The organism is Streptomyces sp. NPDC004732, assembly GCF_040609235.1.
Taxonomy (GTDB): domain Bacteria; phylum Actinomycetota; class Actinomycetes; order Streptomycetales; family Streptomycetaceae; genus Streptomyces.
Window position 1 is genome coordinate 926,536 of sequence record NZ_JBEXJR010000001.1, and the last position, 20,804, is coordinate 947,339.

The 20,804-nt window shown below is 70.0% G+C and carries 19 protein-coding genes; 10 read left to right on the plus strand and 9 right to left on the minus strand.

Translation table 11 applies throughout. The features are described from left to right. Positions 1 to 65 precede the first annotated feature (65 nt). Entirely contained in the window at positions 66 to 2,522 is a 2,457-nt protein-coding gene (locus ABZV77_RS03795) for a DNA topoisomerase IV subunit A (protein ID WP_356249882.1), read from the plus strand. 12 nt (positions 2,523 to 2,534) lie between these two features. Here ABZV77_RS03795 and ABZV77_RS03800 read toward each other — a convergent pair whose 3' ends face one another. Next, a complete protein-coding gene (locus ABZV77_RS03800) occupies positions 2,535 to 3,692 on the minus strand; it encodes a GTP-binding protein (protein ID WP_356249884.1) in 1,158 nt (385 codons plus the stop codon). 344 nt (positions 3,693 to 4,036) lie between these two features. On the opposite strand from ABZV77_RS03800, the gene ABZV77_RS03805 reads away from it, so the two are divergent. The 4 genes from ABZV77_RS03805 to ABZV77_RS03820 all read left to right on the plus strand — a co-directional run bounded on the left by ABZV77_RS03805 (position 4,037) and on the right by ABZV77_RS03820 (position 5,995). Continuing rightward, a complete protein-coding gene (locus tag ABZV77_RS03805) occupies positions 4,037 to 4,567 on the plus strand; it encodes a DUF6082 family protein (RefSeq protein WP_356249886.1) in 531 nt (176 codons plus the stop codon). Between the two features lie 84 nt (positions 4,568 to 4,651). Next, positions 4,652 to 4,888, plus strand: coding sequence for a hypothetical protein (locus ABZV77_RS03810; protein ID WP_356249888.1), 237 nt, complete (start codon positions 4,652 to 4,654; stop codon positions 4,886 to 4,888). 112 nt (positions 4,889 to 5,000) lie between these two features. Beyond that, positions 5,001 to 5,663, plus strand: coding sequence for a DUF6082 family protein (locus tag ABZV77_RS03815; RefSeq protein ID WP_356249890.1), 663 nt, complete (start codon positions 5,001 to 5,003; stop codon positions 5,661 to 5,663). An 86-nt stretch (positions 5,664 to 5,749) separates the two neighbouring features. Beyond that, on the plus strand, positions 5,750 to 5,995 hold the full coding sequence (locus ABZV77_RS03820; protein WP_356249892.1) for a hypothetical protein: 246 nt from the start codon (positions 5,750 to 5,752) through the stop codon (positions 5,993 to 5,995). A gap of 141 nt (positions 5,996 to 6,136) precedes the next feature. Here the strand turns inward: ABZV77_RS03820 and ABZV77_RS03825 are convergent, their stop codons facing one another. Beyond that, positions 6,137 to 7,312, minus strand: a complete 1,176-nt coding sequence (locus tag ABZV77_RS03825) for a citrate synthase/methylcitrate synthase (RefSeq protein ID WP_356249894.1) — start codon at positions 7,310 to 7,312, stop codon at positions 6,137 to 6,139. A 120-nt stretch (positions 7,313 to 7,432) separates the two neighbouring features. Here ABZV77_RS03825 and ABZV77_RS03830 point away from each other — a divergent pair, with 120 nt between their 5' ends. From ABZV77_RS03830 to ABZV77_RS03845, 4 genes are read left to right on the plus strand one after another with little or no spacing between them, the layout of a single operon-like run. Then, positions 7,433 to 8,692, plus strand: a complete 1,260-nt coding sequence (locus tag ABZV77_RS03830) for a citrate synthase family protein (protein WP_356249895.1) — start codon at positions 7,433 to 7,435, stop codon at positions 8,690 to 8,692. Between the two features lie 36 nt (positions 8,693 to 8,728). Next, the gene (locus ABZV77_RS03835) at positions 8,729 to 9,694 is read left to right on the plus strand and encodes a sucrase ferredoxin (RefSeq protein WP_356249897.1); all 966 of its coding nucleotides are present in this window, start codon (positions 8,729 to 8,731) and stop codon (positions 9,692 to 9,694) included. 28 nt (positions 9,695 to 9,722) lie between these two features. Further along, a complete protein-coding gene (locus ABZV77_RS03840; RefSeq protein WP_356249899.1) occupies positions 9,723 to 11,414 on the plus strand; it encodes a sensor histidine kinase in 1,692 nt (563 codons plus the stop codon). Continuing rightward, on the plus strand, positions 11,411 to 12,088 hold the full coding sequence (locus ABZV77_RS03845) for a response regulator (RefSeq protein WP_356249901.1): 678 nt from the start codon (positions 11,411 to 11,413) through the stop codon (positions 12,086 to 12,088). The genes ABZV77_RS03840 and ABZV77_RS03845 overlap by 4 nt, the downstream gene beginning before the upstream one ends. A gap of 34 nt (positions 12,089 to 12,122) precedes the next feature. Here ABZV77_RS03845 and ABZV77_RS03850 read toward each other — a convergent pair whose 3' ends face one another. The 6 genes from ABZV77_RS03850 to ABZV77_RS03875 all read right to left on the minus strand — a co-directional run bounded on the left by ABZV77_RS03850 (position 12,123) and on the right by ABZV77_RS03875 (position 19,133). After that, on the minus strand, positions 12,123 to 13,715 hold the full coding sequence (locus ABZV77_RS03850; protein WP_356249903.1) for a cation acetate symporter: 1,593 nt from the start codon (positions 13,713 to 13,715) through the stop codon (positions 12,123 to 12,125). After that, positions 13,712 to 14,290 (minus strand): DUF485 domain-containing protein, encoded by a 579-nt coding sequence (locus ABZV77_RS03855; protein WP_356250186.1) that lies wholly within the window; start codon positions 14,288 to 14,290, stop codon positions 13,712 to 13,714. The genes ABZV77_RS03850 and ABZV77_RS03855 overlap by 4 nt, the downstream gene beginning before the upstream one ends. A 135-nt stretch (positions 14,291 to 14,425) precedes the next feature. Then, complete coding sequence (locus tag ABZV77_RS03860) at positions 14,426 to 15,169, minus strand: response regulator transcription factor (protein ID WP_356249905.1); 744 nt, start codon at positions 15,167 to 15,169, stop codon at positions 14,426 to 14,428. Next, positions 15,166 to 16,311 carry a sensor histidine kinase gene (locus ABZV77_RS03865; protein ID WP_356249906.1) on the minus strand — a complete coding sequence of 382 codons (1,146 nt, stop codon included), beginning with the start codon at positions 16,309 to 16,311 and terminating at the stop codon, positions 15,166 to 15,168. The genes ABZV77_RS03860 and ABZV77_RS03865 overlap by 4 nt, the downstream gene beginning before the upstream one ends. Then, entirely contained in the window at positions 16,308 to 16,820 is a 513-nt protein-coding gene (locus ABZV77_RS03870; RefSeq protein WP_356249907.1) for a DUF1453 domain-containing protein, read from the minus strand. Before ABZV77_RS03870 ends, ABZV77_RS03865 begins: the two co-directional genes overlap by 4 nt. Before the next feature lie 189 nt (positions 16,821 to 17,009). Continuing rightward, positions 17,010 to 19,133, minus strand: coding sequence for a DNA topoisomerase IV subunit B (locus ABZV77_RS03875; RefSeq protein ID WP_356249908.1), 2,124 nt, complete (start codon positions 19,131 to 19,133; stop codon positions 17,010 to 17,012). 441 nt (positions 19,134 to 19,574) lie between these two features. Here ABZV77_RS03875 and ABZV77_RS03880 point away from each other — a divergent pair, with 441 nt between their 5' ends. Then, the gene (locus ABZV77_RS03880) at positions 19,575 to 19,805 is read left to right on the plus strand and encodes a hypothetical protein (RefSeq protein ID WP_055544920.1); all 231 of its coding nucleotides are present in this window, start codon (positions 19,575 to 19,577) and stop codon (positions 19,803 to 19,805) included. A gap of 165 nt (positions 19,806 to 19,970) precedes the next feature. Here ABZV77_RS03880 and ABZV77_RS03885 read toward each other — a convergent pair whose 3' ends face one another. After that, positions 19,971 to 20,801, minus strand: a complete 831-nt coding sequence (locus ABZV77_RS03885) for a serine protease (protein WP_356249909.1) — start codon at positions 20,799 to 20,801, stop codon at positions 19,971 to 19,973. Positions 20,802 to 20,804: the final 3 nt, after the last annotated feature.

Sequence of the window (20,804 nt, forward strand, 5' to 3'; positions counted from 1 at the left end):
GTGGGACAGTCCACAATGGTCGGCGTCAGAACCCGCACTTGCTTGGTGAAGGAGCCGCAGCAGCGATGGCCCGCCGCAGCACGAAGACCCCGCCGCCCGACGAGTCGTACGAGGAGAAGATCCTCGACATCGACGTCGTCGACGAGATGCAGGGCTCCTTCCTCGAGTACGCGTATTCGGTCATCTACTCCCGCGCCCTGCCGGACGCCCGCGACGGCATGAAGCCAGTGCACCGCAGGATCGTCTACCAGATGAACGAGATGGGCCTGCGCCCCGACCGCGGCTATGTGAAGTGTGCCCGTGTCGTCGGCGAGGTCATGGGTAAGTTGCACCCGCACGGCGACGCGTCGATCTACGACGCGCTGGTGCGCATGGCCCAGCCCTTCTCGATGCGCCTCCCCCTGGTGGACGGCCACGGGAACTTCGGCTCGCTCGGCAACGACGACCCGCCGGCCGCCATGCGGTACACCGAGTGCAAGATGGCCGACGCCACCTCCCTGATGACGGAGTCGATCGACGAGAACACCGTCGACTTCGAGCCGAACTACGACGGCCAGGAGACGGAGCCGACCGCCCTCCCTGCGGCGTATCCGAACCTCCTGGTCAACGGCGCGTCGGGCATCGCGGTCGGCATGGCGACGAACATGCCGCCGCACAACCTCGGCGAGGTCATCGCCGCCGCCCGCCACCTCATCAAGCACCCGGGGGCCGACCTCGAGACGCTGATGAAGTACGTGCCGGGGCCCGACCTGCCCACGGGCGGCCGGATCGTCGGGCTGAACGGCATCAAGGATGCGTACGAATCGGGCCGCGGCACCTTCAAGACCCGCGCCACGGTCTCCGTGGAGAACGTGACGGCGCGCCGCAAGGGTCTCGTCGTCACCGAACTGCCCTTCACCGTCGGCCCCGAGAAGGTCATCTCCAAGATCAAGGACCTGGTCGGCTCGAAGAAGCTGCAGGGCATCGCCGACGTCAAGGACCTCACCGACCGCGCGCACGGCCTGCGCCTGGTCATCGAGATCAAGAACGGCTTCGTCCCCGAGGCGGTCCTCGAGCAGCTCTACAAGCTGACGCCGATGGAGGAGTCCTTCGGCATCAACAACGTGGCGCTGGTGGACGGCCAGCCCCTCACCCTCGGCCTCAAGGAGCTCCTGGAGGTCTATCTCGACCACCGGTTCAACGTGGTGCGCCGCCGCAGCGAGTTCCGCCGCGGCAAGAAGCGCGACCGCCTGCACCTGGTCGAGGGCCTTCTGGTCGCCCTCCTGGACATCGACGAGGTCATCCGCCTCATCCGCTCCAGCGAGAACTCGGCGCAGGCCAAGGAGCGCCTGATCGAGCGCTTCTCGCTCAGCGACATCCAGACGCAGTACATCCTGGACACGCCGCTGCGCCGCCTGACCAAGTTCGACCGCATCGAGCTGGAGTCCGAGCGCGACCGGCTCAACGGCGAGATCGACGAGCTGACCGGCATCCTCGAGTCGGACGCGGAGCTGCGCAAGCTGGTCTCCACCGAACTGGCCGCCGTCGCCAAGAAGTTCGCCACCGACCGGCGCACGGTGCTCCTGGAGTCCTCCGGTGCCCCGGCCGCCGCCCCGGTCTCGCTGCAGGTGGCCGACGACCCGTGCCGGGTCCTGCTGTCGTCGACGGGCCTGCTGGCCCGCACGGCCAATGGCGAGCCCTTCGCCGAGAGCGACACCAAGCGCGTGAAGCACGACGTGATCGTCTCGGCGGTGCCTGCGACCGCGCGCGGCGAGGTGGGTGCGGTCACGTCCGACGGGCGGCTGTTGCGCCTCTCCGTAGTGGACCTCCCCCAGCTGCCGGAGACGGCGAGCGCGCCCAACCTCTCCGGAGGGGCACCCGTCTCGGAGCTGCTGTCCCTGGAGAAGGACGAGAAGCTGATCTGCCTGATGACGCTCGACGAGTCCTCACCGGGCCTCGCGCTCGGCACCGAGCAGGGCGTCGTCAAGCGTGTGGTCCCCGACTATCCCTCCCACAAGGAGGAGTTGGAGGTCATCACGCTCAAGGACGGTGACCGGATCGTCGGCGCGGCCGAGCTGCGCACCGGCGAGGAGGACCTGGTCTTCATCACGGACGACGCCCAGCTCCTGCGCTATCAGGCCTCGCAGGTCCGTCCCCAGGGCCGTCCGGCGGGCGGCATGGCGGGCGTCAAGCTCGTCGACGGCGCGAAGGTCATCTCCTTCGCGGCGGTGGACCCGGCGGTGGACGCGGTCGTCTTCACGGTGGCGGGTTCGCGCGGCACCCTCGACGACTCGGTGCAGACGACGGCCAAGCTCACCCCGTTCGACCAGTACCCGCGCAAGGGGCGCGCCACGGGTGGCGTGCGCGTCCAGCGGTTCCTGAAGGGCGAGGACTGTCTGAGCTTCGCCTGGGCGGGCCCGACGCCGCCGCACGCGGCCCAGCGCAACGGCACACCGGCCGAGCTGCCGGAGGTGGACCCCCGCCGCGACGGTTCGGGCGTCTCGCTCCAGAAGCCGGTGGCGGCGGTGGCGGGACCGGCGTAGTCGCGGCCGCGGCTACCCGCGCCGGGAGCCGGACCCGTCATCCGGCTCCTGGTCCAACTCCCCGTCCGGCTCCGGCTCCCGCACGTATCGCAGTACGCCCCACATGCCCTGCTCATCGGCCTGTGGGGCGTCCTCGCGGCAGGCCTCCAGCTCCTTCTCCAGGGTCGGTACGTCGACGTCCGACCCGATGAGCACCAGCTGGGTGAGGCGCGGCTCACCCGGAGCCCACGGCTCCGGGTAGAAGCGCAGGAAGCGCCCCACGGCGTGCACCTCGTACCGGTTCCGTGGATCGGCCGCGCCGAAATCGACGTACCCCTTGATGCGGTAGAGCCCTTCGGGCCGGCTGTCGAGCAGGGCCATCAAGGGGCGCGGGCCCATGGGCACTTCGGAGGTGAAGGCGAGGCTTTCGTAGGCGGCGTGCAGGTGGTCGTGGTGCGCGCATCGACCGTCCGCGCAGGCCTCGGTCTCCGCGTGACTGTCCTCGCGGAGGTGCTCCTCGCGGAGGTCGTCCTCGCGGAGGTCGTCCTCGCGCAGGTCGTCGAAGGAGAGCTGTCCGACCCGCTCCCCCACGGGCGCGCGGTCGAAGAACAGCTCCACGTCGACGCGGCCGTAGGAGGCGGCCACGACGGCCGCGCGCCCCGCGAGCCCCCGGACGGCCCGGACGACGCGCTCGCGCTCCTCTGCGGGCACCCGGTCGGCCTTGTTGACCACGACGAGGTCGGCGATGCCGAGGTGCCGGTCCACCTCGGGGTGCCGCTCCCTGGTGGCCTCGAACTCGGCGGCGTCCACGACCTCGACGAGCCCTCCGTACACGATGTGCGGGTTCTCGCTGGCCAGCAGCATCTTCACGAGCTCCTGCGGCTCGGCGAGCCCGCTCGCCTCGATGACGATGACGTCGATCCCGGCGGCGGGCCGGGCGAGCCGCTCCAGGTATTCGTCGAGCTCACTGGCGTCCACGGCACAGCACAGGCAGCCGTTGCCGAGGGAGACGGTCGAGTCGCCGAGTTGCCCGGCGACCGACATGGCATCGATCTCGATCGAACCGAAATCGTTGACGATCGCCCCGATCCGGCTGCCGCCGCTGCGGTGCAGCAGATGGTTGAGCAGGGTCGTCTTGCCCGAGCCGAGAAATCCGGCGAGGACGACGACCGGGATCTGCTGCTTGTTCAACGCTGACCTCGTGTCGACGCTGGTACGGACCGCTGCGGGTCCCGTACGACGAATGAAGACGGGGCCAGGATAGGCACGCGTAGTCGGGCCACGGAGTGAACGATTGTTAGCGGCGCTCGCGGGGCACACGTTAGGCACGGCGCAGGGTTGTCAGACCACTGCTTCCTTCCGTGCGCCTCCTCTCCGCCTCCCTGTCGATCAGAGCCGCTCGGCACCCTGGGAGGCGGCAAGCGCACCGCCCACCGCTCGCCGGTCCGCTCCCTGTCGACCCGCAACCGACGACCGGCGGACGGTCGCCCGAATCGGGGGTTGACATGGCCACACAAAATATTTGGACACGGGGGGTGGGCTCAGCCGCGGCGGCGGGCCTGGCCTTCACCGTGGGCGCCGCGAGCGCCTTCTTGTCACAGCAGCACCAGCTTAAAGGGCTGAAGCTGCGGCTCGATCGATGCGAGCAGAAGGACCGGAGCGAACACCAGCGGCACGTCGACCTCGCCAATCAACAGCGGCTCCACTGGGAGTTGTTGAGCAAGGCCATGGAGGACCCCTCTCTGGCTGCCGTACTCGACACCTCCGGAGGAACGATCCCGCCCGGGAAACACCGTCAGTTCCTCTTCGCCAACGCCCTGTACACCAACGCGCTGCTCTCGTACCGCATCGGCAACGTCAGCCGGGTGCAGCTCTTCGGCCACCTTCGCGGCACCCTCCAGAACCCCATCTTCCGGGAGTACTGGGAGATGACCCGGGCCGCCCGGGCGAGCCTGGAAGAGGACTCGATCGAGGCCCAAGTGGGCCGCATGGTCGACAACTTGCTCCATGACCTCGACGAAGCGGATACGGACGAGTGGTGGGTGGTCGGTACGCCGCCGGACTGAAGGATGTCCTATGGTCGCGCCCAACGAGGTGAGCACCGTCAACTCGTCGGCCGCTCATCCACCCATCACAGGATCGGGAACCGAGTGTCGATCGTTCGCCGCATTGGTGTGTCTCCCCGTGAGCGTGGCTGCGCCTCAGCTCACACCTGCCCAGACATTTTCGAGCTCGCTGACGGCGATTTCGCCATCATCGGTACCGACCGGACCGCCGTACTGGATCCGACGCTGCCAGAGGATGCCGGCCGGGCCAACTACGAGCGCATCGTGGTCATCAGCCGCGAGACTCTGATCCGCGCCAAGCCCTACATCCCCGAGAAGTAGCAGAAAGACAGCCGGTCGGCGGCGGCGCAGGGCCCGACACCGGGGCTGCGCCGCCGAACTTCTACAGCGGCCCCGGCGGGATCGCTCTTACGGGCCGGAGGAGGGCACCACCGTGACACCACGCACCAGCCAGTACCAACGTGCGACGACGTGGGCTGGCGCCGCCCTGGCGGCCCTGGCCGTCATTTCCGCGACCCCGTTCCTGCTGAGCGCTCTCGCGCCACACGATCTGGACTGGAATCGGCTCAGCAACATCAGCCAGACGTACGGCGCACTGTCCGTGCTGTTCTCGGCCGCCGCATTGGTGGGCGTAGTCCTGTCCATCTCGCACCACGCCCAGCAGACCCGCATCCAGAACGACGAGTCGCACCGCTCCGCGCACCGTGAACTGACTCTGCTCACCTTGAGCGACCCGGACTTCCTGGTGTGCTGGGAGCCGCCCAACACCGCCGTCACGCAGGAGCGTTGGCGGCAACTGCTCGTCAGCAATCTGATCGTGAGCATGTGGAGCAGCGACTACAAGCTGAACCTGTACGACGAGCCGACCATAAGGGCCGTTCTGGAGGACTACTTCCGCGGGGAAGTCGGCCGCGCCTACTGGACGAACAGCGGACCGTCCTGGCGGCGCCTCACAGCCTCGGGCACCGACCGCCGACTGCAGAAGTTCGTACGCATCTCGGATGAGGCGTTCGCAGCGGCTGTAGCGGCGGGCCCGGCAGTACCGTCCGCCGAGTACTTCGAGGTGCCGCCCGGCCGTCGACCGCCTGGTTCATGACCGTCAATCGAGCGGGCGTCTTCATTTTCGTGTCAAAGCGGTTGAAAAGGGGGAGCAGCCGTGGCTTGTATGGGACCCTACCGCTCGTGACCACACCAGACATCACCCGCCGCATCGGCGCCTCTCCCCGGCAGCGCGGCAGTCTCGACGGCAACACGTGCCCCGACATCTTCGAGCTGAGTGACGGAAATTTCGCCGTCATCGGCGCAGACATGACGGCGGCACTCGACAGCAAGCTTCCGGCCGACGCAGGTCGTTCGAGTGACGAGCGGATCGTGGTCATCACTCGCGCAACACTACTTCGGGCCAAGATGGACATTCCTGACGTCTGATCCTTGAGGCCCCCCTTCGGCATGCCGTTCCGGGCCGACGGCTCGGAGCCCACCACCACCTAGTCAACGACTGCCAAGACCTGGTCACGCCGAGCGTGACCAGGTCTTTTCTCGCTGCCGGTCGCCGACGCCCCGCAGCCGTCAGAGGCCGGGCGGCACCGGCACCGGAGGCGCCACCCCCACGTATCGCGCCGCTGGCCGAATGATCTTCGAGTCACGTGCCTGTTCCAGGATGTTGGCGCTCCAGCCGATCACGCGTGCCGATGCGAACGTCGGCGTGAACATGTCCCGGGGCAGGCCGCACAGTTCCATGACCACGCCCGCGTAGAACTCCACGTTCGTGTGCAGTTCGCGGCCCGGCTTCAGCTCCGCCAGGATCTCCTCGACCTGGCGCTCGACCTCGACCGCGAACTCCACCATGTCGCCGCCGAACTCCTGGGCGATGCCGCGCAGCATGCGTGAGCGCGGGTCCTCGGTGCGGTAGACGGGGTGGCCGAAGCCCATGATGCGGTCGCCCGCGAGTACCCGCTCGCGGATCCAGCCGTCGATGCGGTCGCGGGTGCCGATCGCGTCGAGTGTGTCGAGGGCCCGGCTCGGAGCGCCACCGTGCAGCGGACCCGACAGCGCACCGACCGCGCCGACCAGACAGGCCGCCACATCCGCACCCGTCGAGGTGATGACGCGGGCGGTGAATGTTGACGCGTTGAAACCGTGGTCAATGGTTGAGATCAAGTACTGCTCGATCGCCCGGGTGCGGGCGGCGTCCGGCTCCGAACCGGTCAGCATGTAGAGGTAGTTGGCGGCGTACGACAGGTCGTCGCGCGGCTCGACGGGGTCGAGGCCCTGACCGAGCCGGTACAGCGCGGTGAGCAGCGTCGGCACCACGGCGGACGCGGCCAGGGCGTCCGCGCGGCGACGGTCCTCGTCGATGTCGTACACCGGACGGAAGCCCTTCGACGCCCCGAAGAGCGAGAGGGCGGTGCGCAGCCCGGAGAGCGGGCCCGACAGCACACTGGCGCGAGCTATGGCAGGCAGCGCCTCACGCACCTCCGCGGGCAACCGGCGCAGTGACGCGGTGTGCGCGGCGAAGGCGGCGCTCTGCTCGGAGTCGGGCAGCTCGCCGTGGAACATCAGGTGCCACACGTCCTCGAAGCCGCGGTTCTGCGCGAGCTCGACGGCCGAGTACTGGCGATAGTGGTAGAAGCCCTCGTACCCCCTGACGTCTCCGATTTCAGTCTCGGTGACGACGACGCCCGCGAGTCCTCGTGGGACCTCCACGGGTTCGGTGGGGACTGCAGCGGAGCCATTGATCGGCATGTTCTTCCTCGACTTCCTCCCTGGACTTGATTCGACTGTCCATGCTTGACTGTTGTGCTGTCAATATTGATTGAATCAATACACATGTACAGACATCGGGATGCAGATACGGTGACGCCCATGACGGATCAAGGAGCCGCGCACGAAAGTCGGCGGCTCAGCACCAAGGAAGCCGCCGAACTGCTCGGCGTGAAGCCCGAGACCGTGTACGCGTACGTGAGCCGCGGCCAGCTCAGCAGCCGCCGCGGTGCTGGCTCGCGGGGCAGCACGTTCGACGCCAAGGAGGTCGAGGCGCTGGCCCGCAGGAACAGGCGGGAACCCGCGGCACCGACCACGGCCAACGAGCTCTCCGTACGCACCCGCATCACGCTCATCGACAAGGATCACTACTACTTCCGCGGTGTCGACGCCACGGAGCTCGCGCTGAACCACTCCTACGAAGAGGTCGCCGAGTGGCTGTGGACCGGCGTCCTGCGCCCCGGCATCGGCTTCACCGCCCCCGAGGAGACCACCGCCGCCGCCCGCCGCGCCGTCGACGCGCTGCCCGAGCACAGCGGCCACACCGACCGCCTTCGTGTCGCCGCCATCTCCGCCGCGGCCGCCGACCCGCTCCGCTTCGACCTCTCCGAAGAGGCGGTCATCGGTACCGCGCGCACGCTCATCCCCACCCTCGTCACCGCGCTTCCGCCGGTCCTGCCCGGCCACCGCGACGAAGGCCCGCTGGCCCGCCGCCTGTGGGCCCGGCTGACCGGCAGCAAGCCGGACGAGGCCGAGCTGCACGCCCTGGACACGGCGCTCGCGCTGCTCGTCGACCACGACCTCGCCGCATCGACGCTCGCCGTCCGCGTCGCGGCCTCGGCGCGCGCCCACCCCTACGCCGCGGTGTCGGCGGGGCTCGGCGTCCTGGAGGGCCCCCTACACGGCGCGGCGAGCGGGCTCGCCCACCGCATGCTGCTCGATGTGCTCGACAGGGGCAGCGCGGCTCCCGTGGTCGCCGACGAACTCCGGGCAGGCCGTCGGGTTCCCGGGCTCGGCCACCGGCTCTACCCCGGCGAGGACCCGCGCGCGCAGACGCTGTTCGCCCTCCTGGAGGTGATGCCGAAGGCAGGACCCGCCCTCGCGGCGGCCCGCGACGTAGTGGCCACCACCGCCCGCCACACCGACCTGCGGGCCAATGTCGACCTCGCCCTGGCCGTCCTCACGGCGTCCACGGGGATGCCTTCGGAGGCGGGCGAGACGATCTTCGCGGTGGCCCGCACGGCAGGCTGGATCGCACACGCTCTGGAGGAGTACGAGGAGCGGCCGCTACGCATGCGCCCCAGCGGCCAGTACGTCGGTCTGCGTCCGCCGCAGCCGATGCCCGCCCCGGCGGACGTGTGATTCGCCCGGAATGAGGGGCGGGTTAGGCTCACCTGCGTGAGTACGTGCGCGACCGCCTCGCGGGACCTGACCGAGCCTCTCGCGGGGACCGCGGCCACCGCCAGGACATGGCTTCTGCTGGAACAGCCGGGCCCCTGGGGCGCCAAGGCCCTGACGTCCAGCCATCTCGACCCGGAGCTCGGCCGCGCCCTGGAGAAGGCCGCCGAGGGAACCGGCGTGCGCGTCGCCCTCATCCGCCGCCCAGGGCGCCACGCGGACTGTCACGCCCCGGCCCGGCACCAGGTGTACGTGGGACACACCGTCCCCGGCCGCACCTGGCTGCGCGGCACGGTGCTCGACGATCCCCGCGACCTGCTGGACCTCGACTTCGCCGCCCTCGGCGCGGGCGACCACGGCGGCTTCGGCACCCCGCACACCGGCGCCCCGCTCGCGCTCGTCTGCACGAACGGCAAGCGCGACCGCTGCTGTGCCCTGCTCGGCAGGCCGCTCGCCGCCGCACTCACCGCCTCGGGGGAACAGGGCGCCTGGGAGATCACTCATCTGGGTGGTCATCGCTTCTCCCCCACGCTGCTCGTGCTGCCCTACGGATACGCGTACGGCCGAGCGGAGACGACTGCCGTCAAGGAGATCCTCGACGCGGCACGCGCGGGCCGGGTCCGCACCGACGGCTGCCGGGGCAATTCGGCCTGGGAGCGGCCCGGGCAGGCCGCCGAGCTCGCCGTGCGCACGGCGACCGGCGAGGACGCGGCCGACGCCCTGCGGGTCGTCGCGACGGACGGCACCGACGGAGCGGCCCCGCGCTGGGAGGTGACCGTCGCGCACGCCGACGGACGCCGGTGGCGCGTCACCGTCGCGCAGGGGGTGTCGCAGCCGCCCCGCCCGGAGAGCTGCGGCGCGGCCCTGGCCTCACCGGCACGGATGGACGTGGTGGCGGTGCGGGCGATCCCGGACGGCGCCGACGGGCCCACGTACGAGATCCCCGCCACAGTGACTTCGGAGTAGCGCGCTCGCGGCCGTACCGTTCGTACACATGAGCCCGACCTCCCCCGCGCGACGCCTCCGCCTCGGCCTGCCGCGGCGCGTGTTCTCGCAGGTGCTGCTGATGCAGCTGGCCATTGCCGCTGGGGTCGCGGTACTCGCCACCGGCCTCTTCCTCGCGCCGCTGAGCGATCAGCTCGACGACCAGGCGATGCGTCGCGCGCTCGCCATCGCGCAGACGACGGCCGCCCAGCCGCGCATCGCCGAGGACCTGTCGTCCTCCGGGCCCACGGCCGAAGGACCCGTCCAGAAGGCGGCGGAGCGGATCCGGCGGGCCAGCGGCGCCGAGTACGTAGTGATCATGAACAAGGAAGGCGTGCGCTGGTCCCACACCGACCGTGGCCAGATCGGCAAGGTCGTCTCGACGGACCCCAGCGACGCCCTCGCGGGCCGTGACGTCATGGAGATCGACAACGGCACGCTGGGCCGTTCCGCGCGCGGCAAGGTGGCGCTGCGGGACGCGAGCGGGGACATCGTGGGCGCCGTCTCCGTAGGCATCGAGTACGACAGCGTGCGGGCCCGGCTCGTCCACTCGATCCCGGGGCTGCTCGCCTACGCGGGCGGGGCCCTGGCCGTCGGCGCGCTCGCCGCGTATCTGATCTCCCGCAGGGTGCAGCGGCAGACCCGCGACCTGGCCTTCTCCGACATCTCCGCCCTGCTCGCGGAGCGCGAGGCGATGCTGCACGGCATCCGCGAGGGAGTCGTCGCCCTGGACCGGACCGGCCGGATCCGGCTGCTCAACGACGAGGCGCAGCGCCTCCTCGGCCTCGGCACGGAGGTGATCGGGCAGCCGCTCGACGATGCGCTCGGCCCGGGGCGTACGACCGACGTGCTCGCGGGCCGGGTCACCGGCACCGATCTGCTGACCGTGCGCGGGCAACGCGTCCTGGTCGCCAACCGCATGCCCACCGACGACGGCGGCGCCGTCGCCACCCTGCGCGACCGCACGGAGCTGGAACAGCTCGGCCGGGAGCTCGACTCCACCCGTGGCCTCATCGACGCCCTGCGCGCGCAGGACCACGAGCACGCCAACCGCATGCACACGCTCCTCGGGCTGCTCGAACTGGAGATGTACGAGGAGGCGGCGGAGTTCGTCGGCGAGGTGGCGGGCGCTCACCGGGTGACCGCCGAGCAGATCACCGAGAAGATCAACGACCCGCTGCTCGCCGCCCTGCTGGTCGGCAAAGCCACGGTCGCGGCGGAGCGGGGCGTCGCGCTCTCGGTGCCGCGCGACACCGCCCTGCCGGACCGGCTCGTCGATCCGGGCGGGCTCGTCACGATCGTCGGGAACCTCGTCGACAACGCTCTCGACGCCGCCGCGGGCACCCGCCACGCGCGCGTGGAGGTCGATGTGCGCACCGAAGGCCGAACCGTGGTCCTACAGGTGCGCGATTCCGGCCCCGGAGTTCCGGCCGAGCAGCGCGAGACGATCTTCACCGAGGGCTGGTCCACCAAGGAGCCCCCCGCCCACGGCAAGCGCGGCATCGGCCTGGCTCTGGTCCGTAGGCTCGCCGAGCGGCAGGGCGGCAGCGCCCGGGTCGGCCAAGCACCGGACGGTGGCGCGGAGTTCAGCGTCGTCCTGCCCGAAGGGCTGACGGAGCCCACGCTCGCCGCGGCGGAGGAGCACGATGACCCAAGGCGCGAAGGAGCGACGATGACCCGGGTCCCGAAGGAGCCACGATGATCGACGTTCTTGTCGTGGACGACGACACCCGCGTCGCGGACGTCAATGCCGCCTACGTGGAGAAGATCCCCGGCTTCCGGGTGGCCGCGAAGGCACACAACGCCGCCGAGGCCCTGCGCCTCGTCGAGGACGTCCCCGTCGATCTGGTGCTGCTGGATCACTATCTGCCGGACGAGACGGGCCTCTCCGTCGTACGCAGCCTGCGGGAGCGGGGCCACCAGACCGACGTGATCATGGTGACCGCGGCGCGCGACGTAGCGACGGTCCAGGCGGCGATGCGGCACGGCGCGCTCCAGTACCTGGTGAAGCCGTTCTCCTATGCGGGCCTGCGCGCCAAGCTCGACGCGTACGCCACGCTGCGCCGCACGCTGGACGGCGGGGGCGAGGCCGAGCAGGCCGAGGTCGACCGCATCTTCGGCGCCCTGTCGTCGACTCCCGCCCCCGAGCTGCCCAAGGGGCACTCCCCCACCACGGCGGAGCTGGTGCGCCGGGCGCTGATGGCCGCGGAGGGGCCGCTCTCGGCCCAGGAGCTGGCGGACCGCACACGGCTGAGCCGGCAGACGGCACAGCGCTATCTGAAGCTCCTGGAGCGCACGGGCCGGGTCAGGCTGAGTCTCAAGTACGGGGACACGGGCCGCCCCGAGCACCGCTACGAGTGGGCGGCCAGCGTCTGAGGCACCCGGGAGTCCGGACGCCGCAAGGGAATCGTTACGCCGCACCGGCGCCGGTGAGCGACCGCACCTCCGTCTCCGCGTGCTTGGCCTCGTCCGCCTCCTCGTGCGACGTCACGGTACCGATCCAGCCCGCGAGGAAGCCCAGCGGGATGGAGACGAGGCCGGGGTTCTCCAGGGGGAAGTACTGGAAGTCGACCCCGGGGAAGAGGGAGTGGGGCCCTCCGGAGACCACCGGCGACAGGGTCACCAGCGCGAGCGCGGGCAACAGCCCCCCGTAGACCGACCACACCGCGCCCCGTGTCGTGAAGTTCCGCCAGAACAGGGAGTAGAGCAGCACCGGCAGATTGGCGGATGCCGCGACGGCGAAGGCGAGGCCCACCAGGAACGCGACGTTGAGGTCGCGGGCCAGCAGGCCGAGGCCGATCGCGACCACACCGATCCCGGCCGCGGAGAGCCGGGCAACCGCCACCTCGCTGCGCGGCTTCGCGTCGCGCCGCCGCAAGGAGGCGTACAGGTCGTGGGCCACGGCCGCCGACGAAGCCAGTGTGATGCCCGCGACCACCGCGAGGATCGTGGCAAAGGCGATGGCGGCGACGATCGCGAACAGAACCGTTCCGCCTGTGGAGTGCGCGCCGCCTCCCAGATCGAGCGCGAGAAGTGGAACTGCCGTGTTGCCCGAGGCATTCGACCCGCGCACCGCGTCCGGGCCCACCAGGGCGGCCGCGCCGAATCCGAGCACGATCGTCATCAGGTAGAAGCTGCCGATGAGGCCGATGGACCAGACGACGGAGCGGCGGGCGGCCCGCGCGGTCGGCACGGTGTAGAAGCGGGACAGGATGTGCGGCAGACCGGCGGTGCCGAGCACGAGCGCGAGCCCGAGGCTGATGAAGTCGAGGCGCGCGGTCCAGCCCCCGCCGTACTTCAACCCGGGTGCGAGGAACCGGTCGCCGTGGCCACTGCGGTCCGCCGCGGTCCGCAACAGCTGGTTGAAGTCGCCGTGGAAGCGCACCAGGACGAGGACGGTCAGCGCGATCGCCCCGCCCATCAGCAGGACTGCCTTGACGATCTGAATCCAGGTGGTGGCCCGCATCCCTCCCAACGACACATAGATCACCATCAGTGCGCCGACGCCGATCACCGTCCAGGCCTGCGCCGCACCGCTCGTCCCGCCGAGCAGCAGCGCCACCAGTGAGCCCGCCCCCACCATCTGCGCCACCAGATAGAGAACGGACACGGTGACCGAGGAAGTTCCCGCCGCGATCCGCACCGGCCGTTCCCTCATCCGCGCCGCGACGACATCGCCGAGCGTGAACCGCCCGCAGTTGCGGACCAGTTCGGCCACGAGGAACAGGACGACCAGCCAGGCGACGAGGAAGCCCACCGAGTAGAGCAGCCCGTCGTAGCCGAAGAGGGTGATCAGTCCGGAGATGCCGAGGAAGGAGGCGGCCGACATGTAGTCACCCGCGATGGCGAAACCGTTCTCCATCGGGGAGAAGAGCCGCCCGCCCGCGTAGAACTCCTCCGCCGAGCCGTGCCGGTTGCGACTCGCCCAGGTGGTGATCGCCAGGGTGACGGCCACGAACACCCCGAACAGCAGGAGGGCCAGGGTCTGATGATCGCCCCTCATCGCTCCGCCCCCTGCCCCCGCGACTGCCCCGGTGACGCTTCCGGCCGCAGCGCCGCAGCCTGCTCCTGCCCCTGCTCTTGCCGCCGCTCGTGCTCCCGCTCCTGATCCCGCTTCTGCTCGAAGACGGCCCAGCGCAGATCGAGCGCGGGCCTGTCCCGACGCAACCGGGCATGGCGCGCATACGCCCACGTCAGCAGGAACGTCGTGAGGAACTGCCCGAGTCCCGCCACCATCGCCACGTTCACGGCACCGGTGACGGGGCGTGCCATCAGCCCCGGCGCCGTCGTCGCAGCCACGACGTACGCGAAGTACCAGGTGAAGAAGGCTGCCGCGGTCGGGACGACGAACCTCCGGTACCGACCGCGCACTTCCTGGAAGGCGGCGCTGCGCTGCACCTCCAAGTAGATGTCGGCCGGGCTCGTGCTCCCCTGTCGGGCCGCGGTCCGGGGCGACACCACGGAAGCCGGTGCCCCTGTGCCGTCGAGCTCTCCCCAGCCGGAGGCGAACGCGTCGTACCAGGGGTCTCTCAGGTCGCCGGGCCGGTCCCGGCCGGTATCGGCCCGGCCCGGCCCCACATCGGGCCCGTCGTGCTTCTCCACCGAACTCTCCTTAGTCCGCGGCCCTGTTCGGCCACGTGCCCAAGGATGGACAGAACGGGAAGATCCCTGACTCTCCTCTCAATGCTCTTCACCCCATCAGGTGAAGCCTCGTCAGGTACCGGAGCCTCTGTCCAGCTTGATGAGTCCATGTCTGTACGCGTAACGCACGGCCTGCGCACGGTCCTTGAGGCCTGCCTTCGCGAAGAGGTTGTTGATGTGGGTCTTCACCGTCGCGGTGGAGACGTGCAAGGACCTCGCGATCTCGTGGTTCGACATCCCCTCCGCGATCAGGACGAGCACTTCGGTCTCCCGCGCGGTGAGCCCGTCCGGGGGCTCCGCCGCCGAGGCCGAGGCCGACTCCGGCTCCGACAACCGCTCGAGGAGCCTGCGCTGGATCCGCGGGGAGAGCCCCGCATCACCCGAGAGCACGTCCTCGACGGCCCGCACGATCTCGTCCCCGCCCGCGTCCTTGGTCAGATAGCCGCGCGCCCCCGCCTTAAGCGCAGGGAACAGCGAATCGTCGTCGGCGTAGGTCGTGAGCACGACGACCTGCGTCCCCGGATACTCGGTGCGGATGCGCCGCGTCGCCTCCGCGCCGTCGCAGCGGGGCATGCGCAGGTCCATCAGGACGACGTCCGGAGCGAGTTCGGCGACGAGGCGGACGGCTTCCAGGCCGTCCGCACCGGCACCCACCACCTCAATGCCGGGCAGCAGCCCCAGCAGCATCACGATCCCCTCGCGCACCACGGTCTGGTCGTCGACCACGATCACCCGCGCGGGTGGCCTGCCACCGCCCTCCGCAGGAACAGCCGGACTGACCTCCGCGGCCCTCGCGGCGCCCTCGTCCCCCGTCATCCCGGCACCCTCAGCGTCACCACGAAGCCCTCCTCACCCGGTCCCGCCTCCAGGGACCCGCCCAGCAACTCGGCCCGCTCGCGCATCCCCAGCAGACCGTACCCGGCGCCAGAAGTGGCGAGCTCACCCGGCGTTTCCCCTCCCGAATCCCTGACGTCGAGCCGCACTTCGCCTTCCCCGTACTGCAGGCACACCTGGACCTTCGCGCCCGGCGCATGCTTGCGGACGTTCGTCAGGGCCTCCTGCGCCACTCTGCGCACCGCCTGGGACGCCTCGGCGGGCAGGGGGCGCCGGTCCCCCGCCACGGTGACCGACGCGCGGTCGGCCGTGACGAGCTCACGCAGGAAGTCCTCGACCGGCGTCATCTCCCCACGCAGCGCGGACAGCGCCTGTCTCGTCTCGGCGAGCCCCTCCCTCGCCATGGACCGTGCCGCCACCACCCGGTCCAGAACCTGCTCCTTGGACGCGTCCCGCTCGATCAGCAGCCGGGCGGCCTCCAGGTGGACGAGCTGTGCGGAGAGGCTGTGAGCGAGCACGTCGTGGATCTCGCGGGCGATGCGGGCCCGCTCGGCGAGGGCGGCCGACTCCGTCTCCGCGGCCCGCGCGGCGCGCTCCTGCGCCAGCAGCCGGAGGGCGCTGCCCCGGGCCTCGGCATCCAGCCGCAGGGTGTACCCGGCCAGCACGAGGCCGATGACGGTGAGCGCGGTGATGAGCGGGCTGTCGCTGATGTACACGGCGTATCCGGTCATCGCCACGATGACGACGGGTGCTGCCGCGGCGAGTGGCAGTCGCTCCAGAGCTGAGATCGCCGAGCCGCACCACAGCACCATGGCGAGCACCCGCCAGTCACCGGACTCGGCGGCGAGCGCGGCAACCAGGAGCAGCGCCATCAGCGCCAGGGAGGGCCAGAGGCGGTGGGCGAACGAGACGCGGAAGAACGCCCATCCCGCCGCAGTGGCGGCCAGGACCATGACCACTCCGGCGACCAGCCGCCAGCCGCGGTCCGCGTGGAACGCATTCCACAGCAGGCTACTGATGATCACCACGCGCAGGACTCTGACGAACCACAGCCGGGCGATGCTCATCCCTGCCCAGGTGAGCGCCTCCCGGGAGGGCCACCTCGTCCACCAGTCGCCACTCACACGGGTTCCTTCCGCGTCGGCTCGGGCGCCGCGTGGGCCATACCGTACGCCGACCGTCCTGTTCCTGCGCGCAGCACGAGGAGACCGCTGCGGACCAGCAGCGTGGCCGCGAGGGCCAGCATCAGGCCTGGGCTGCCCTGCCGCACGTCCAGCAGCGCGCCGATTCCGAAGAGGCCCGCCCGCAGCCCGATCCCGACCGCCCAGACCACGGCGGTGGCCTTGGTGCCCTTGCTCCACGCGGTGCCGTCCGACTCCGTCCACACATGGGAGGTCCGCGCCCAGCCGGCCCCCATGGCCAGGCCGACGACAAGCTCAGCGGCCAGCAGCGCCACGGACGCCGCGCGGTGCTGGGGGTCGAGCAGGTCGGGATCGCGCACGGCCATGAAGATCAGCACTGCTGGTATCAGCCACCAGCGCCTGTCCGTGCCGATCTCCTGCGCCTTGAACTGGCGGACGACCACCAGCACCACAACGGCGCAGATCACCAGTGCGTTGGTGAGCCCGGACATGTCAGCCTCCGTACGGCGAGCGGGGACGAGGCCGATCCGCGGAGGATCGACGCCTTCGACGCTACGGAAACCGCCTGGTCACGGCATCGGAGCAGGGGTTGAACACGGGTGGAGCCGTGCTCTCCACCCGCGGGTGGAGAGCACGGCTCCTGTCGTGTCCGACGAGCCCCCGTGACGTACGCGACGGAGTTACGCGTCGATCCGCGAGCGGTCCAGCGTCGCCGCGGAGCTGGTGATGAATTCCTTGCGCGGCGCGACGTCGTTGCCCATCAGCAGATCGAAGACCTGCTCGGCGGAGTCCAGGTCGGAGATGTTGATGCGGCGCAGGGTCCGGAAGCGCGGGTCCATCGTCGTCTCGGCCAGCTGGTCGGCGTCCATCTCGCCCAGGCCCTTGTAGCGCTGGATGGAGTCCTTGTAGCGGACGTTCTTGCGCTGCAGTTCGAGCAGCGTCTCGCGCAGCTCGCGGTCCGAGTACGTGTAGATGTACTTGTCCTGGCCCTTCTTCGGCTGGCTGAGCTCGATGCGGTGCAGCGGCGGGACCGCCGCGAACACGCGCCCCGCCTCGACCATCGGCCGCATGTACCGCTGGAAGAGCGTCAGCAGCAGGATCCGGATGTGCGCGCCGTCGACATCGGCGTCCACGAGCAGGATGATCTTCCCGTAACGCGCCGCGTCGATGTCGAAGGTCCGGCCCGACCCGGCTCCTATGACCTGGATGATCGCGCCGCACTCCGCGTTCTTCAGCATGTCCGTCACGGACGCCTTCTGAACGTTGAGAATCTTGCCGCGGATGGGCAGGAGCGCCTGGAACTCGGAGTTCCGGGCGAGCTTGGCGGTGCCGAGCGCGGAGTCCCCCTCGACGATGAAGAGCTCGCTGCGCTCCACGTCGTCGCTGCGGCAGTCGGCGAGCTTCGCAGGCAGCGACGAGGACTCCAGGGCCGTCTTCCGCCGCTGGGCGTCCTTGTGCTGGCGGGCCGCGATGCGCGTGCGGGCGGCGGCGACGGCCTTGTCCATGACCGCGCGGGCCTGCGCCTTCGCGTCCCTCTTGGTCGACGTCAGGAACGCCTTGAGTTCCTTGGCGATGACGGTCGCGACGATGCGGTTGGCCGCGGAGGTGCCGAGCACCTCCTTCGTCTGGCCTTCGAACTGCGGCTCCGCGAGGCGGACCGTGACGACCGCCGTGAGGCCTTCAAGGGCGTCGTCCTTGACGATGTCGTCCTCGGCGACGCGGAGCACCTTCTGGGTGCGCATCGCCTCGTTCATCGTCTTGGTGAGGGAGCGCTCGAAGCCGGTGACGTGGGTGCCGCCCTTGGGGGTGGCGATGATGTTGACGAAGGACTTGATCGCCGTGTCGTACCCGGTGCCCCAGCGCATCGCGACGTCCACGGCGAGCTCGCGGGTGACCTCGGTGGGCGTCATCTGGCCGTGCTCGTCCAGGACGGGAACGGTCTCCTTGAAGGTCCCCTGGCCGGAGAACCGGAGGACGTCGCAGACCGCCTTGTCCTGCGCCAGGTACTCGCAGAACTCGCTGATTCCGCCGTCGAAGCGGAAGGATTCCTCGCCCTTCGAGCCGCCCTCGCCGAGGCCGAGCTCGTCCCGCACGACGATGGTCAGCCCGGGAACCAGGAAGGCGGTCTGGCGGGCACGCTGGTGCAGGTTCTCCAGCGAGAGCTTGGCGTCCTTGAGGAAGATCTGGCGATCCGCCCAATAGCGCACGCGCGTGCCGCTGCGGGCCTTGGGGATCTTCTTGACCTTGCTCAGCGTGGCCGAGGAGTCGAAGGACGCATCGGGGCCCGGCTTGGCGAAGGCGCCGGGGACACCGCGGCGGAAGCTGATCGCGTGGGTGTGCCCGGCGCGGTCCACCTCGACGTCGAGGCGCGCGGAGAGCGCGTTCACCACGGAGGCGCCCACGCCGTGCAGGCCGCCGGAAGCGGCGTACGAGCCGCCGCCGAACTTGCCGCCCGCGTGCAGCTTGGTCATGACGACCTCGACCCCGGAGAGGCCGGTCTTGGGCTCGACGTCGACAGGGATGCCTCGGCCGTTGTCGCGGACCTCTACTGAGGCGTCGTCGTGGAGGATGACCTCGATGTTGTCGCAGTACCCGCCCAGGGCCTCGTCGACGGAGTTGTCGATGATCTCCCAGAGGCAGTGCATCAGGCCACGGCTGTCCGTCGACCCGATGTACATGCCCGGACGCTTACGGACGGCCTCGAGCCCCTCCAGGACGAGCAGGTGCCGCGCGGTGTAGTTGGAACCGTCCCGGTCTGCTCCTGTCAGCAACGCTGTGGACGGCACGGACGTCTCGGCGGTCACGCGGTTCGCTCCTCGCTGAATTTCAAGGGGAGTCCTTTGGGGTAAGGACGCGGCTTCGGTTACCGGTCAGAGGGTACCGAGGCCTGGTAGAGCCGTTGTAACGCCACCCTCGTCTCAACTCAGACTAGTCCAGACTCGCATACATGTTCGATCCCTCGATTGAGTGAAGCGCACGTCACGTTCCCTTCGAGGCATGAACCATTTAGGCTCCGGGCACGTCCTCATCAACAACCGGCAAGCCAGCCGGGGACGACTTGACCTGACAGACAGCGCGAAACCGTAAGACACGTAAGAGACGCAATACGGCACATTCGCCGCCAACCGGCAACGGACAGCCACCTCGAAAGAAAAGTTCGAGGAAAAGCCACGAGCGGGAACGTTTTCGGCCTGGTTGGATGTTGACCCTGGTACGACAGCTCGTCGAGCTAGAGAAGAGGCGACGTGACTACTGTTCTGACCCCCGCGAGCCCCCTGACGGCCGCTGATCGCTGCGACCGCTGCGGCGCCCAGGCATACCTGCGCGTCGTCCTGTTGAGCGGCGGTGAACTGCTCTTCTGCGCCCACCACGGTCGCAAGTTCGAGCCGGAACTCAAGAAGATCGCCGCTGAGATACAGGACGAGACGGAGCGCCTGACCGCCGTTCCGGAAAGCGCTACCGAAGAGGAACGCTGACACCTCGCACAAACGACGAGCCAGCTCCGGCGCACCAGGCCGGCGAACGGGCGGCCGCCCCTGCCAACAGCAGGGACGGCCGCCCGCTCTCGTTACAGAGGCGCCCAGGGCCCTTCCCGGCCGCCCTGAGTCGCCCGCCGACCCGCCACCGGGCGGACGATCGGCTCAGCCGTGGGCGCCCAGCACCCTGGTGACGTCCGAGACCCTCGTATAGACGCCAGGACTCCCCGGACGGCCGCAGCCGCTCCCCCAGGACACGAGCCCGATCAGCCGCCCGCGCGCGACCAGCGGGCCGCCACTGTCCCCCTGACAGGCGTCCCGCCCGCCACGCATCTCACCGGCGCAGAGCATCGTCCGGGCCATGTACCGCCCGTCGGCACTGCCCGGGTAGGCCTCCTCGCACACGGAGTCGGCCAGCACCTCGACGCGCGCCGAACGCAGCGTACGGGCGTAATCACCCGCCCCCGTGGTGTCCCCCCAGCCGTACACGGCAGCGCCCGTACCCGGCTCGTACGCCGGGTCACCAGGCTCCGCCATCCGGATCGTGCGCCCTTCGGGGAGCGGCTCGGCCAGGGTCAGGGCCGCCACGTCGCCGGAGTTCGTGTGCGGGTCGTACTCCGGGTTGATCCGGACGTGGCGTACGGAAACCTCCTCGCCCTCCGACGACCGCAGATCTCCGCGGCCGACGATGACCTTCAGGTCCGTCACCTCACTCAGCGGCACCCCCAGCACGTCCTTGGTCATGCAGTGGGCCGCGGTCAGGACCGTCGAGCGGCCGGTGACCACGCCGCCGCAGAACTGTCCGGCGCGTGCGCCTCCGAACCGGTCACGGCTGGAGAGAGCGACCGCCCACGGACTCTCGGACACATCCACCGGACCACCCCCGATGACCACGCTGTCAGCCGCCGCAGGGGCCGGAGAGGCCAGTGGCAGGACAGCGGTGGTGGCCGCCAGAGCCAGTGCCCCCGTCCACGCTCGGGCGAAGGGACGACGCATGCG